Annotated in this window: 14 protein-coding genes and 1 pseudogene; 9 read left to right on the top strand and 6 right to left on the bottom strand. The window is 64.8% G+C overall.

Annotated features, from left to right (window positions below):
- Together IE00_RS18865 and IE00_RS18860 are read left to right on the top strand one after the other, a co-directional pair.
- A partial coding sequence (locus IE00_RS18865) for a YadA C-terminal domain-containing protein (RefSeq protein ID WP_072298713.1) occupies positions 1–1,237 on the top strand: 1,237 nt, incomplete at its 5' end.
- Positions 1,231–1,725 carry a hypothetical protein gene (locus IE00_RS18860; RefSeq protein WP_072298712.1) on the top strand — a complete coding sequence of 165 codons (495 nt, stop codon included), beginning with the start codon at positions 1,231–1,233 and terminating at the stop codon, positions 1,723–1,725. The genes IE00_RS18865 and IE00_RS18860, both read left to right, overlap by 7 nt.
- On the opposite strand, the gene arsC is transcribed toward IE00_RS18860, so the two are convergent.
- Together arsC and IE00_RS18850 are read right to left on the bottom strand one after the other, a co-directional pair.
- On the bottom strand, positions 1,722–2,072 hold the full coding sequence (gene arsC / locus IE00_RS18855; RefSeq protein ID WP_072298711.1) for an arsenate reductase (glutaredoxin): 351 nt from the start codon (positions 2,070–2,072) through the stop codon (positions 1,722–1,724). The genes IE00_RS18860 and arsC overlap by 4 nt on opposite strands.
- 2 nt (positions 2,073–2,074) lie before the next feature.
- Positions 2,075–2,560 (bottom strand): Lrp/AsnC family transcriptional regulator, encoded by a 486-nt coding sequence (locus IE00_RS18850; protein WP_072298715.1) that lies wholly within the window; start codon positions 2,558–2,560, stop codon positions 2,075–2,077.
- Positions 2,561–2,698: 138 nt separating this feature from the next.
- On the opposite strand from IE00_RS18850, the gene IE00_RS18845 reads away from it, so the two are divergent.
- From IE00_RS18845 to IE00_RS18825, 5 genes are read left to right on the top strand one after another with little or no spacing between them, the layout of a single operon-like run.
- Positions 2,699–3,031, top strand: coding sequence for a DUF2849 domain-containing protein (locus IE00_RS18845; protein ID WP_072298710.1), 333 nt, complete (start codon positions 2,699–2,701; stop codon positions 3,029–3,031).
- Positions 3,024–4,682 (top strand): nitrite/sulfite reductase, encoded by a 1,659-nt coding sequence (locus IE00_RS18840; protein ID WP_072298709.1) that lies wholly within the window; start codon positions 3,024–3,026, stop codon positions 4,680–4,682. Before IE00_RS18845 ends, IE00_RS18840 begins: the two co-directional genes overlap by 8 nt.
- Complete coding sequence (locus IE00_RS18835; protein WP_072298708.1) at positions 4,675–5,406, top strand: phosphoadenylyl-sulfate reductase; 732 nt, start codon at positions 4,675–4,677, stop codon at positions 5,404–5,406. Before IE00_RS18840 ends, IE00_RS18835 begins: the two co-directional genes overlap by 8 nt.
- Positions 5,403–5,789, top strand: a complete 387-nt coding sequence (locus IE00_RS18830; protein ID WP_170864217.1) for a DUF934 domain-containing protein — start codon at positions 5,403–5,405, stop codon at positions 5,787–5,789. Before IE00_RS18835 ends, IE00_RS18830 begins: the two co-directional genes overlap by 4 nt.
- 45 nt (positions 5,790–5,834) lie before the next feature.
- Entirely contained in the window at positions 5,835–6,668 is an 834-nt protein-coding gene (locus IE00_RS18825; protein ID WP_072298707.1) for a ferredoxin--NADP reductase, read from the top strand.
- Positions 6,669–6,776: 108 nt separating this feature from the next.
- On the opposite strand, the gene IE00_RS18820 is transcribed toward IE00_RS18825, so the two are convergent.
- A complete protein-coding gene (locus tag IE00_RS18820; protein ID WP_072298706.1) occupies positions 6,777–7,991 on the bottom strand; it encodes an acyl-CoA dehydrogenase in 1,215 nt (404 codons plus the stop codon).
- A gap of 163 nt (positions 7,992–8,154) precedes the next feature.
- Between IE00_RS18820 and IE00_RS18815 the strand changes: the two genes are divergently transcribed.
- The gene (locus IE00_RS18815; RefSeq protein WP_072298705.1) at positions 8,155–9,999 is read left to right on the top strand and encodes an OmpA family protein; all 1,845 of its coding nucleotides are present in this window, start codon (positions 8,155–8,157) and stop codon (positions 9,997–9,999) included.
- 85 nt (positions 10,000–10,084) lie between these two features.
- On the opposite strand, the gene IE00_RS18810 is transcribed toward IE00_RS18815, so the two are convergent.
- Positions 10,085–11,935, bottom strand: coding sequence for an ABC transporter ATP-binding protein (locus tag IE00_RS18810; RefSeq protein WP_072298704.1), 1,851 nt, complete (start codon positions 11,933–11,935; stop codon positions 10,085–10,087).
- Positions 11,936–12,090: 155 nt separating this feature from the next.
- On the opposite strand from IE00_RS18810, the gene IE00_RS18805 reads away from it, so the two are divergent.
- A complete protein-coding gene (locus IE00_RS18805) occupies positions 12,091–12,588 on the top strand; it encodes a ferritin-like domain-containing protein (protein ID WP_072298703.1) in 498 nt (165 codons plus the stop codon).
- A gap of 75 nt (positions 12,589–12,663) precedes the next feature.
- On the opposite strand, the gene IE00_RS18800 is transcribed toward IE00_RS18805, so the two are convergent.
- On the bottom strand, positions 12,664–13,059 hold the full coding sequence (locus IE00_RS18800) for a VOC family protein (RefSeq protein WP_072298702.1): 396 nt from the start codon (positions 13,057–13,059) through the stop codon (positions 12,664–12,666).
- Between the two features lie 154 nt (positions 13,060–13,213).
- A pseudogene (tuf, locus tag IE00_RS18795) lies at positions 13,214–13,479 on the bottom strand (elongation factor Tu); the annotation flags it as partial.

Below are 13,479 nucleotides of genomic sequence, written 5' to 3'. Positions count from 1 at the left end.
CGCCAATGGCGTCGACGCGCTGGCCATCGGCGACACCGCCGCCGCCAACGGCAACTCGACCACCGCAGTCGGCGGTGAAAGCGTCGCGACCGGGCCGGGTGCATCGGCCATCGGCTGGCAGTCCATGGCATCCGCCGAACGCGCGCAGGCCTTCGGGCACCTGGCCACCGCGCAGGGCGTGCGCTCGCTGGCCATCGGTGAGAACGCCGACGCACAAAGCGACCTCTCGACCGCCATCGGCAACGAGACCGTCGCCAATGGCGTCGACGCGCTGGCCATCGGCGACACCGCTGCCGCCAACGGCAATTCGACCACCGCAGTCGGCGGCGAAAGCGTCGCGACCGGACCGGGCGCATCGGCCATCGGCTGGCAATCCATGGCATCCGCCGAACGCGCGCAGGCCTTCGGACACCTGGCCACCGCGCAGGGCGTGCGCTCGCTGGCCATCGGTGAAAATGCCGATGCGCAAAGCGACCTCTCGACCGCCATCGGCAACGAGACCGTCGCCAACGGCGTCGACGCGCTGGCCATCGGCGACACCGCCGCCGCCAACGGCAATTCGACCACCGCAGTCGGTGGCGAAAGCGTCGCGACCGGGCCGGGTGCGACCGCGATAGGGTGGCAATCGGTCGCGAATGCGGAACGCGCGCAGGCCTTCGGGCACCTGGCGCAGGCGACCGGCGTCCGGTCGACCGCGGTGGGCGAAGCCGCCATGGCCCTGGGTGCAGGCTCGATCGCCATGGGCGACCAGGCATCGGCAGCCGCCGACAATTCGGTCGCCATCGGGGCCGGCGCGTCGGCAACCCGTGCGAATGAATTCGTGCTGGGCAACGGCCAGAACACCTATCGCGCGGCGGGCATCGCATCGCAGGCCAGCACCGCGGCCCAGTCGGGACCGATCGGCATCGTGACCTCGGACGCGCAGGGCAACCTGGCGGTCGACCGGTCCATCGGCACGCAGATGTCCCAGCTTGACAGCCGGGTGCGTTCGCTTGGATCCTCGATCGAGGACAACAAGGAAGGCATCGCGATGGCCATGGCCCTGAACACGCCCTATGTCCCCGAGGACAAGACCTTCGCCGTGTCGACCAGCCTGGGTGCCTTCGACGGCACGACGGCCATGGCGGCCTCGATGGGCTATCGCTTCAATGCGAACACCCAGCTTGATGCCGGCGTCACCTATGGCTTCGACCGCAACCAGGTCGGCGGACGCATCGGGGTCACCTACGCGTGGTAAGCAATCGCATATCCACACCGGGGGCGCTGCTGCGTGCAGCGGCCCTGGGCCTTGCGCTGGTCCTTCCGGGGACCGGCGCCTTGGCGCAGGACGATCCCGCCCCTGCCAACCTGGTCGAGCCCAGCTATGCCACCGCCCTGATCCGCGATGTGCTGGCGGCGGTGAACCACGGCAATTGGACGGGCAATTACACGGTCCTTCGCGACTATGCCGCGCCCGAATTCGCGCAGGCCAATGACCCGACCCGCCTGGCGGGCCTTTTCACCGATATCCGGGCCGAGGGCCTGGACCTGCTGCCGGTGATGACCGCCGAGCCGGTCCTGCTGGACACGCAGCTCAGCGACAGCGGGCGCGAATTGCGCCTGACCGGCTATTTCCCCCTGCAACCGCGCCATGTCAGCTTCGACCTGATCTTCGGGCTGGAGGGACGCCGCTGGCTGCTGCTGGGCGTCTCGGTGGGCGCCTTCGACGCGATCGAAAAGCCCTAGGGCAGGACGTCGAAGATGCGTTCCTTGGGCCGGCAAAGCACCGCGACCCCGGGTCCGAAGACCACCGGTCGTTCGATCAGGATCGGATGCCGCGCCATCGCCGCGATCAGCCCCGCATCGTCCAGCGACGGGTCCGACAGACCCAATTCGTCAAAGGGCGTCCCCTTGCGTCGCAGCAGATCGCGCGGACCGATGCCGAGGGCGGCCAGCGCCTGTTCCAGTTCCGCGACCGTGGGCGCGTCCTTGATGTAATCGCGCACGGTCACGTCGATCCCCGCCTCGCGCAGCGCGTTCAGCACGAAACGCGACGTGGAACAGGTGGGCTTGTGCCAGATCGTCCATGCCATCGTCACGCCCCCTTCTGCGACAGGTCGGGGATGGGCAGCGCGCTGGAGGCCTTGATCTCCTCCATCGACAGCAGCGCGGTGACGTTGTGGATTTTCACCTCGGAAATCAGCGATTGATAGAACCGATCATAGGCACGGGCGTTACGCACCTGCACCTTGAGGATATAGTCGATGTCACCCGCCAATCTGTGCGCCTCGACCACCTCGGGGCGGTCGCGCAAGGCCTTCAGGAAACGGCCTGCCCAATCCTTGTCATGTTCGCTGGTGCGGACCAGGACAAAGAAACAGGCTTCCAGCCCCAGTGCCTCGGGGTCCAGGATCGCGACCTGCTTGCGGATCACGCCTGCCTCGCGCAGCTTGCGGATGCGGTTCCAGACGGGGGTCTTGGAGGCCCCCACGCGTTCGGCGATCTGGTCCAGAGACAGGCTGGCATCCTGCTGCAACTGGGACAGGATTTTGCGATCCACCTCGTCCAGACGGACGGAAATTTGCGCTGCGCCGCTTTCTGTGGAAACAGGTTCCGACATTCCATGTCCTCCGGTCAGGTCATCCTTATTTCGCGCGCCCCCTCGCAAGAATCCAGAACAAAATTCTATATAGAGACCAGTATCAGAAAGGTCCGAGTCATGAGCAAAGCCTTCACCCCGACGGCAAACAAGCCCGGCGTCATCACCGCCAACGATCTGCGCGAAGGCTTCAACGTATGGATGTGCGATGACGGCTGGACGCCCGATCCGCGCAAGGCGACGCTCTATGAGGACGAGGCCATCGCCGAACTGGCGCTCTTGCAGGCCATCGGCCAGGCCGACCGCGTCGTCGGCCCCTATATCGTCGAGGCCAGGCGCGGCCCGGACGGGCCCGAACCCGTCCATTTCCGCGAAGCGTTCCGCCAGCGCGGGCCTTCCAACTATTTCCACGGCATACAGGCCGAACAGCAAGCCGAGGCCAGCAATGTTTGATGTCCGCCCCGTCGAGATCGACTATGTCCAGCACCGTGCCCAGCAATTCCGCGATCAGGTCGCCCGCCGTCTGGACGGCAGCCTGACCGAGGAGGAGTTCCGGCCCCTGCGCCTGATGAACGGCGTCTATCTGCAGCTGCATGCCTATATGCTGCGGGTGGCGGTGCCTTATGGCACGATCAACCCCGACCAGATGCGCACCCTGGCGCTGTTGGCCCAGAAATGGGACAAGGGCTATGGGCATTGGACCACCCGCCAGAACATCCAGTACAACTGGCCCAAGCTGGTGGACATTCCCGACATGCTGGACGAACTGGCCAAGGTCGGGATGCATGCCATCCAGACCAGCGGCAACACGATCCGCAACGTCACCACCGACGCCTTTGCGGGCGCGGCCTTCGACGAAACCGCCGATCCGCGCCCCTATGCGGAACTGTTGCGCAGCTGGTCGACCGATCACGCCGAATTCCAGTTCCTGCCGCGCAAGTTCAAGATCGCCATTTCCGGCGGCAAGAAGGACCGCGCCGTCATCGCCGCCCATGACATCGGGCTGCGCCTGAAGGAACATGACGGCAAGACCGGCTTCGAGGTCTGGATCGGTGGCGGCCTGGGCCGCACGCCGCTGCTGGGCCAGGTGGTCCGCGACTTCCTGCCCGAGGATGACCTGCTTCCTTACGTCGAGGCGATCATCGCCACCTACAACCTGGCCGGCCGCCGCGACAACAAGTACAAGGCCCGCATCAAGATCACCGTCATGGAACGGGGCCTCGACGTCATGCGCGCCGAGATCGAGGAGGAGTTCATCGCCCGCCGCCGCGACTTCAACGGCGCCGACCGCGATGCGCTTGCGATCTTCAAGGACCGCTTTCGCGCGCCCGCCTTCCGCAATGCCGCCACCGACGGTTTTGAAGCCGAGCGTCAGGCGAACCCCGCCTTCCGCAGCTGGACCGACACGAACCTGCACCAGCACCGCGTCGACGGCTATGCCAGCGCCGTCGTCACCTTCAAGGCGCCGGGCCAGACGCCGGGCGATGCCAGTGCCGAACAGATGCGCCTGATCGCGGATCTGGCCGAACGCTACGGCCATTCCGACATCCGCATCATGCACGACCAGAACGTGGCCCTGCCGCATGTCCACAAATCGGACCTGCCCGCGCTTTATGCCGAACTGAAGTCCGCAGGCCTGGCCACCGCCAATGCCGGGCTGACCAGCGACATCATCGCCTGCCCCGGCATGGATTACTGCGCCCTGGCCACCGCCCGGTCGATCCCCATCGCGGAAGAGATCGCCGACCATTTCCGGTCCGTCGGGCTCGAGGAAGAGATCGGCAACCTGAACATCCGCATCTCGGGTTGCATCAATGCCTGCGGGCATCACCACCTGGGCCATATCGGCATCCTGGGGCTGGACCGCGCGGGCGTGGAAAACTATCAGATCACGCTTGGCGGCGATGCCTATGACATCCCGGCCATCGGCCAGCGCGCCGGCGCGGGCTTCCCCGCCGAGGAGGTCGTCCCCGCCATCGACCGCCTGCTGCGCGCCTATCTGGAGGTGCGTCAGGATGAAAGCGAACGCTTCATCGACGCCTATCGCCGTCTTGGACAGGCGCCCTTCAAGGCCGCCCTCTATCCGGAAACGGCCGATGCTTGACGGCAACCTGGACACGCGTGCGGGGCGGTTGAACGACCGCTACCGCCACCATGCCGCAACCGAGGTGCTGCGCCGTGCCGTCAGCGACCCCGATCTGGGTCGCGTGGCGCTGGTGTCCTCCTTCGGGGCGGAATCCGTAGTGCTGCTGCATATGATCAGCGTCGCCGCCCCCGGGCTGCCGGTGCTGTTCATCGACACCCAGATGCTGTTCCCCGAAACGCTGGAATACCAGCGCGAGGTCGCGTCCAGGCTGGGCCTGACCAACGTGCAGGTCATCACCGCCAGCGAAGACGAGATCGCGCTGAACGACCCCGACGGGACGCTGCACAAGGTCAATCCCGACGCCTGCTGCAACTTCCGCAAGACGGTGCCGCTGGAAAACGCGCTGTCGGGTTACGATGCCTGGATCACGGGGCGCAAACGCTTTCAGGGCGGTCAGAGGACCGAGCTGGAATTCTTCGAACCCGAACCCCCGCATCGCCTGCGCGTGAACCCGCTGGCCCACTGGCGGTCGGAGGACGTTCAGGACTATATGATCGAAAACAACCTGCCGCGGCATCCGCTGGTCGCCAAGGGTTACCCCTCGATCGGCTGCGCGCCCTGCACATCGCCCGTCAAGCCGGGCGAGGATCCGCGGTCGGGACGCTGGCGCGGTCAGGAAAAGACCGAATGCGGCATTCACTTCATCGGCGGACGGATGGTCCGCAGAAAGGCAACGGCATGAGCGACGAGACCCTGTCCCAGGACGTCCTGGCCCGCGACGACGGCTTCCATCCCGTGGACCAGGATGCGCCCATCGTCCTGGCCCCCGATACCGACCCCGCCGCCCTGCCCGACCGCATGCATCACCCGCTGATCGCGATCGAATTTCCCAGCTTCAGCGATGGCCGCGGCTTCACGCTGGCACGCATGCTGCGGGAACTGGGGTACAAGGGCACGCTGCGCGCCACGGGCCGGCTGATCGCCGATCAATACGCCATGGCCCGCCGCGTCGGCTTTGACGAGGTTCAGGTGGCCGCAGACATCGCCGCCCGCCAACCGCAGGAACAATGGAAGGCCCGCGCCGACTGGAAGGCATGGGACCACCGCGAAAACCTGGCAGGATAAGGCCGCAAGGCCGCCTTCCGCCACACGGAACGAACAGGAAATATCATGACGCTGGATCTGCCCGCGGCTGACGCTGCCCCCAAGAAGACGCTTCCCGATGCCCAGACCGTGACCTCGGTGACGCATTGGACCGACACGCTGTTCTCGTTCCGGGTGACGCGGCCGGCGTCGCTGCGGTTCCGGTCGGGCGAGTTCGTGATGATCGGCCTGCCGGGGGATAACGGCAAGCCGATCCTGCGCGCCTATTCCATCGCCTCGCCCAACTGGGACGACGAACTGGAATTCTACTCGATCAAGGTGCAGGACGGTCCGCTGACCTCGCGCCTGCAGCACATCAAGCCGGGCGACGAAATCATCCTGCGCCCCAAACCGGTGGGCACGCTGGTGCTGGACGCGCTGCTGCCGGGCAAACGCATGTGGTTCCTGGCGACCGGCACGGGCTTTGCCCCCTTCGCCAGCCTGATGCGCGACCCCGAGACCTATGAGCGTTATGACCAGATCATCATGATGCACACCTGCCGCACCGCCGAGGAGCTGACCTATGGCGCGGAGCTGGTCCAGAACCTGCGCCACGATCCGCTGCTGGGCGAACTCTACGGCGAGGATTTCGCCAATCGCCTGATGTATTATCCGACGACCACCCGTGAACAGACACCCTTCATGGGGCGCATCACCGACAACCTCACCTCGGGCAAGGTCTTCCAGGATCTGGGCCTGCCGCCCATCAGCCCGGAAACCGACCGCGCCATGATCTGCGGCAGTCTGGCCTTCAACGTGGACGTCAAGAAAGTGCTCGAAGACTTCGGCATGCGCGAAGGGGCCAACTCCGACCCAAAGGAATTCGTGGTCGAAAAGGCCTTCGTCGGCGAAGGCGTCTGACCCCCCGACCAGATGCAAAAAAGGGCGCAGGATCATCTCCTGCGCCCTTCTTCTTTGTCCAAATACCCTCGGGGGGTCCGGGGGGCGACGCGCCCCCGGGCCTGCCGCTCAGAAGAATGCCTGCAACCCCGTGATCGCACGCCCCAGGATCAGCGCATGGACGTCATGCGTGCCCTCATAGGTATTGACCGTCTCCAGGTTCACCATGTGGCGCATGATCTGGTATTCCTCGGAAATCCCGTTGCCGCCATGCATGTCCCGCGACATCCGGGCAATCTCCAGCGCCTTGCCGCAATTGTTGCGCTTGACGATGGAAATCATCTCCGGCGCGGCCTGCGCCTCGTCCAGCAGCCGACCGACGCGCAGGCTGGCCTGCAGGCCAAGGCTGATCTCGGTCATCATGTTGGCCAGCTTCAGCTGGTGCAGCTGGGTCTGCGCCAAGGGCTTGTTGAACTGCACGCGGTCCAGACCGTATTGGCGCGCGGCGTGCATGCAATATTCCGCAGCCCCCAGAACGCCCCAGCTGATGCCATAGCGGGCACGGTTCAGACAGCCGAAGGGACCCTTCAGACCCTCGACATTGGGCAAGAGCGCATCCTCGCCGACCTCGACCCCGTCCATGACGATCTCGCCGGTGATGGAGGCACGCAGGGACAGCTTGCCGCCAATCTTGGGCGCCGACAGGCCCTTCATGCCCTTGTCCAGCACAAAGCCGCGGATCTTGCCGCCATGGGCTTCGGATTTCGCCCAGACCACGAAGACATCCGCGATGGGCGAGTTGCTGATCCACATCTTGGACCCGCTGATGACATAGCCGCCGTCGGTCTTCTTGGCGACGGTCTTCATGCCGGCAGGGTCCGAACCCGCGTCAGGTTCGGTCAGGCCGAAACAGCCGATCCATTCGCCCGATGCCAGCTTGGGCAGATATTTCTGGCGCTGCTCCTCGCTGCCATAGGCATAGATCGGATACATCACCAGCGACGACTGCACCGACATCATGCTGCGATAGCCGCTGTCCACGCGCTCGACCTCGCGGGCGACCAGGCCATAGCTGACATAGGACGCGCCGATCCCGCCATATTCCTCGGGGATGGTCACGCCCAGAAGGCCCATCTCACCCATTTCGCGGAAGATGGCGGGGTCGGTATGTTCCTCGCGATAGGCGTCGATGACGCGCGGCTGCAGCTTGTCCTGCGCATAGGCGCGGGCCGCATCGCGCAGCATCCGCTCTTCCTCGGTCAGCTGGTCGGACAGACGGAACGGGTCCTCCCAATCGAAACGTCCCAGGTCGGGGGCATCCTTCGCCTTCAAATTCACCAGCATGATCCTCTCCTCTTCTCTCTTGAGGAATGATTAGGGGGCTTGGCCCATAGGCGCAATGGCACGACTGCATCACGTGCAAGTCACGGTGATTTGGGGAACCCTTCCGCAAACGGCCTGTTAAACCGTCAACAAGAATTACGCGAACGATCGCAAAGGAGCCTCCATGCGCCGGATCACCCATAATACCACGGCCATCGTGACCTGCCTGTCGCTGCTGATGCCGCAAATTGCCGCAGCCCAGGATCAGAACCCGAATCAGGACGGGCTGTCTGCCATCATCGACCAAGTCAAGAAGACGGCCCAAGATCAGGAAGACGCCGCCAAGAATGATGCGGACCGACCGAACAAGCGCGCCGAGGGTGATCGCGAGTCCCAAGACGAACTGGGCCAGGCCCTGAAGGCCGAGGAGGCCAAGAAGAAGCCCAAGGAAAAGCCGCAGAAGGCATCCAAGGACGACGCCAAGCCCAAGGCCAAACCCGGCAACCAGGGCAAGGGCAACAACGCGAATAACGGCGCCAAGGGCGATGACAAGGACCGCGATCGGCAGGAAGACGGCCAGAACAAGCCCGCCAAGAAGCCCGATGCCCCCAAGGCACAGAATGGCAAGGCACAGGATGGCGCGCTTCGCCTCGGTGGCGGTGACCTCCAAGCGACGCGTGCCGCCAAGATGCCCCGTCTGGCCGCGGTTCTGGAGGATGAGGTTCAGGCAGGTCTGACGCAGAATCAGCTGAAATGCCTGCAAGGCGGCGGCTTTCCCTGCGCCGATGGTGATCGCGCCATCACGCCACGCGGCGTGGTTGTCGAACGCAACGGGGGTGGCGCCTTCCGTTTGGCCGATATCGCCAACCAGATGTACCGCGTGGGCAAATCCGGCCAGTTGATCGAGCGCGCGGCCGAAGAGGATACGCGCGAAACCGAGGCTGCCCGCGAGGCCGCACGGCAGAACGCACCCGTGTCGGCGGCGGCGCTGAATGCCTCGGAGGGTTCGGGCAAGGTGACCGAACAGAAGGTGACGAAGGACGGCACGCGGTCCTCCTCGGAGGACTTCGCGACCAGCCTGCGTGACGCGCTGTCGGGCGACACCAAGCCGGCGTCGAACAACGACGCCAAGGATGATGATGACAACAGCGATCTGACCAAGGCCTTGCTGCTGGGCGCCGGTGCGCTGGCCGTCGGGTCCTTCCTGAACAACAATCGCCAGGTCGCCCTCAGCGCCCCCGATCGTGTTGTCGTGACCCGCGAGGATGGCAGCCAAGAGGTCATCAAGGACGAGGTCGCATTGCTGCGCCAGCCCGGTTCGAACGTCACGACCGAGAATTTCGACGACGGATCGTCGCGTACCATCGTGACGCGCCAGGACGGCAGCCGCGTCGTGACCATCCGCGATGCCGATCTGCGGGTGCTGCGCCGCACGCTGGTGTCCGCCGACGGGACCACGACGCAGCTGATCGACGACACGACCGACGTGCAGCCCGTGGATGTCAGCCAACTGCCCGAACCGGCCGAAGTGCAAACCTCGGACGCCCCCATGGACGAGGCCGCGCTGCGCGCAGCCCTGCGCCGCGAATCCGACATCGAGCGTCGCTTCACCCTGTCCCAGATCCGCAACATCCCCGAGGTCCGTTCGCTGGTGGCGCCCGTCAATATCGACGCGATCACCTTCGACACCGGCTCGGCCGCGATCCGACCCGATCAGGCCCGCCAGCTGCAATCGCTTGGCCGCGTGATCCAGGATTCGGTGGCCGAGAACCCGTCCGAGATCTTCATGATCGAAGGCCATACCGACACCGTCGGTGCCGATGCCTTCAACCTGGCGCTGTCGGATCGCCGGGCGGAATCGGTGGCCTTGGCGCTGACGGAATATTTCGACGTGCCGCCGGAAAACCTGGTGACGCAGGGCTATGGCGAACAGTTCCTGCGCATCCGTTCGCAGGGCGACATCCGCGACAACCGCCGCGCCTCGGTGCGCCGGATCACCGAACTGCTGCGCACCGCCGACGCGCAGTAAATCACCCATCACCGAACGAAGCCCCGGTCGCGACCGGGGCTTTTTTCATGGCCGAACTGGCTCGGGCAGGGTCGCGGGGCGGACCCTATGCGTCTTCGGCCGCAAGAAACCCGCCGGACTGGCGTTCCCACAGCCGCGCATAGATCCCGCCTCGCGCCAGCAGCTGGGCATGGGTGCCCTCCTCGATGATGCGGCCCTGATCCATCACCACAAGCCGGTCCATGGCGGCGATGGTGGACAGGCGATGCGCGATGGCGATGACGGTCTTGCCCTGCATCAGCACATCCAGGCGCGACTGGATGGCGGCCTCGACCTCGCTGTCCAGCGCGCTGGTGGCCTCGTCCAGGATCAGGATGGGGGCGTCCTTCAGCGCCACGCGGGCGATGGCGATGCGCTGGCGCTGGCCGCCCGACAGCTTGACCCCACGCTCACCGACATGCGCGTCCAGCCCCCTGCGACCCTGGCTGTCCGACAGGTTGGGCACGAAGCTGTCGGCCTCGGCCATGCGCAACGCATCCTGCACCTGCCGGTCGGACGCGTCGGGGCGGCCATAGGTGATGTTGTCCCGCACGGAACGGTGCAGAAGCGAACTGTCCTGCGTCACCACCCCGATGGCGCTGCGCAGGCTGTCCTGCGTCACCTGTGCGATATCCTGCCCGTCGATGGTGATGCGTCCGTCATCGATGTCATGAAACCGCAGCAGCAGGTTGATCAGGGTGGATTTCCCCGCCCCTGACCGCCCCACCAGACCCACCCGTTCGCCCGGCCGCAGGCTGAGCGTCAGATCGTCCAGCACCGCCATGGGCTGCGCCCCTGCCACGCCGCCATAGCGGAAGGTCACGTTCGTGAACTCGACCGCGCCCGGACCCGGCAGCAGCGGCATCGCGCCCGGCGCATCCAGCACCTGACGGGGCAGCGACAGGCTGGTGATGCCATCGCGCACGGTGCCGATGTTTTCAAACAGCGCCGCGAATTCCCACATGATCCAATGCGCCATGTTGTTCATCCGCAGGGCCAATGGCACGGCGACCGCAACCGCCCCCACCGCGATCGCGCTCTCCGACCAGAGCCACAGCCCCAGCCCCGCGACCGACGCCACCAGCCAGACGTTCAGCAGATTCAGCGCCACGTCCTGAATGCTGGCCAGCCGCATCTGGCCATGAACGGTCACCAGAAAGCGGTCCATGCCGTCGCGCATCCAGCGTTCCTCGCGGTCGGAATGGGAAAACAGCTTCACCGTCGCGATATTGGTATAGCTGTCGACGATGCGACCGGTCATCTGGCTGCGCGCATCGGCCTGCGCCTGCGCCACCCGACCAAGCCGCGGCACGATCTGCCACAAAAGCACCCCGTACCCCGCCCCCCAGATGACGAAGGGCAGCGCAAGCCGCCAGTCCTGGCTGGCCGCCAGCAGCATCGCGCCAATGAAATAGGTGACGACATAGCTGCCGACATCCATGATCTTCATCGCCACTTCACGCACCGCCAGCGAGGTCTGCATCAGCCGCTGCGCGATCCGGCCCGCGAACTCGTCCTGAAAATATCCGACCGACTGGCGCAGCAGATAGCGATGCGCCAGCCACCTGATCCGCTGCGGAAAATTGCCCATCAGCGATTGATGCAGCACCATCGTCGTGACCAGGTTCAGCCCCGGCAGCACGATCAGCAGCACCACCGCCATCATCATCAGGGTGCCCCCCTGCTGGGCCCAGAACTGGTCACGCGGCGTGTCGGCCAGGCGATCGATCAGCGTCCCCAGCCAGCCGAACAGGGTCAGCTCGATCACCGCGATGATGGCCGACCCGATGGCCAGCAGCACCAGCCACGGGATCGCGCCGCGGCTGTAATGCAGCACGAACCGGAACAGCGTGGCCGGCGGCATCGTCGGCTCGGCCATGGGATAAGGGTCGATACGCCTTTCGAACCATCCGAACATGATGCCGTCCTCTCGCAATGCGTCGTCGCGCTGTTGCTGACCCGCACCCCCGCCAAAGTCAAGCGGACCCGGATCTTTGCACCGCGGGTGGAACGACCCGCCCAAGATCGCGTTGTCCCTGCAGCACCCGAAAGGGAACACAGAAAGGTAACGCCATGACCATGAACACGCTGAAAGACCTTTATCTTGATCAGCTGCAGGACCTGTACTCGGCCTGCAAGCAGTCGATGACCGTCGTGACCGAAATGGGCCGCGCGGCAAAATCGCGTGAATTGTCCGAGGCCCTGATTGCCGGCAACAAGGGCATCTCCGAAGGCATGGACAAGATCGCCCAGCTTTGCAGCGATCACGGCGTCGACCCGACCGGCGAACATTGCAAGGGTATGGAAGGTCTTGTGACCGAAGCGCGCAAGCATGCCATCGAAGCCTCTTACGGCGATGACGACGTGCGCGATGCGGCGATCATCACCCAATACCAGCGCCTGGCCCATTATGCGATCGCGGGCTATGGCTGCGTCCGGACCTTTGCCAACCGTCTGGAACTGGATGGCGACGGCAAGATCCTGCAGGAATGCCTGGATCAGACCCAAGAAGGCGACGTGCACATGACCGCCATTGCCGAAGGTGGCGTCAACCAAGCCGCCACGATGTAAGTCCGGCGGAATGGACATTTGAAGGCCCGGGGACACGCTCCCCGGGCCTTTTTTGTCACTGCCGGGCCTTTTTTGTCACTGGTAGCGGCCGCCGCGCTGCAGGACTTCGATCTCGTACCCGTCGGGGTCCTGAATGAAGAAGAACCGGGCGATGACGTCGCCTGCAGGTGCGAAATCGACCAGCTTGCGGGGCGCCAATCCGGCCTCGATCAGCCGGGCGTGTTCGGCGTCAACGTCATCGACGGAAAACGCAACATGGCCATAGCCGTCGCCCAGATCATAGGGGGTTTGGCGGTCCTTGTTGACGGTCAGTTCAAGCTCCGTCCCCGTTTCCGGATTGGACAGGTAGATTAGGGTGAAGCTGTCGAAATCCAGGCGATCGGCCACCTTGAGACCGAAACAGACATCATAGAATGCGACCGAACGTTCTTCGTTCAGCACGCGGATCATCGAATGAATATACTTGGCCATCGGGCATCTCCTTTCAGAAAACTTCCAGAACGGGGCGACCACGTCGGGTCTCATGGCAAAAGGGCCGCCCCGGGGGGCGGCCCTTCCTCATCCTGATATCCGTCTCCGGATCAGCGGATGATCGCGTGGCGGATGGCCCTTGCGGGCCGCCCGATCAGGCGATGATTTTGGAGACGACGCCTGCGCCGACGGTGCGGCCGCCTTCGCGGATGGCGAAGCGCAGCTTTTCTTCCATGGCGATCGGGGCGATCAGCTCGACCTCGAACTTCAGGTTGTCGCCGGGCATGACCATTTCGGTGCCTTCCGGCAGGTTCACGGTTCCGGTCACGTCGGTCGTGCGGAAATAGAACTGCGGACGGTAGTTGGCGAAGAACGGCGTGTGACGGCCACCCTCTTCCTTGGTCAGGATATAGGCTTCGG

It is taken from the genome of Paracoccus sp. SM22M-07, from assembly GCF_001887735.1.
Lineage (GTDB): Bacteria > Pseudomonadota > Alphaproteobacteria > Rhodobacterales > Rhodobacteraceae > Paracoccus.
Note: the sequence above shows the minus strand (reverse complement) of the source record. Positions and strands in the feature narration are given on the sequence as shown.

Bases quoted from the DNA above. Each gene is read 5' to 3' on its own strand.
- arsC (WP_072298711.1), bottom strand. From the start codon at position 2,072: ATGGCATGGACGATCTGGCACAAGCCCACCTGTTCCACGTCGCGTTTC.
- IE00_RS18845 (WP_072298710.1), top strand. From the start codon at position 2,699: ATGAGCAAAGCCTTCACCCCGACGGCAAACAAGCCCGGCGTCATCACC.
- IE00_RS18840 (WP_072298709.1), top strand. From the start codon at position 3,024: ATGTTTGATGTCCGCCCCGTCGAGATCGACTATGTCCAGCACCGTGCC.
- IE00_RS18835 (WP_072298708.1), top strand. From the start codon at position 4,675: ATGCTTGACGGCAACCTGGACACGCGTGCGGGGCGGTTGAACGACCGC.
- IE00_RS18830 (WP_170864217.1), top strand. From the start codon at position 5,403: ATGAGCGACGAGACCCTGTCCCAGGACGTCCTGGCCCGCGACGACGGC.
- IE00_RS18825 (WP_072298707.1), top strand. From the start codon at position 5,835: ATGACGCTGGATCTGCCCGCGGCTGACGCTGCCCCCAAGAAGACGCTT.
- IE00_RS18820 (WP_072298706.1), bottom strand. From the start codon at position 7,991: ATGCTGGTGAATTTGAAGGCGAAGGATGCCCCCGACCTGGGACGTTTC.
- IE00_RS18815 (WP_072298705.1), top strand. From the start codon at position 8,155: ATGCGCCGGATCACCCATAATACCACGGCCATCGTGACCTGCCTGTCG.
- IE00_RS18810 (WP_072298704.1), bottom strand. From the start codon at position 11,935: ATGTTCGGATGGTTCGAAAGGCGTATCGACCCTTATCCCATGGCCGAG.
- IE00_RS18805 (WP_072298703.1), top strand. From the start codon at position 12,091: ATGACCATGAACACGCTGAAAGACCTTTATCTTGATCAGCTGCAGGAC.
- IE00_RS18800 (WP_072298702.1), bottom strand. From the start codon at position 13,059: ATGGCCAAGTATATTCATTCGATGATCCGCGTGCTGAACGAAGAACGT.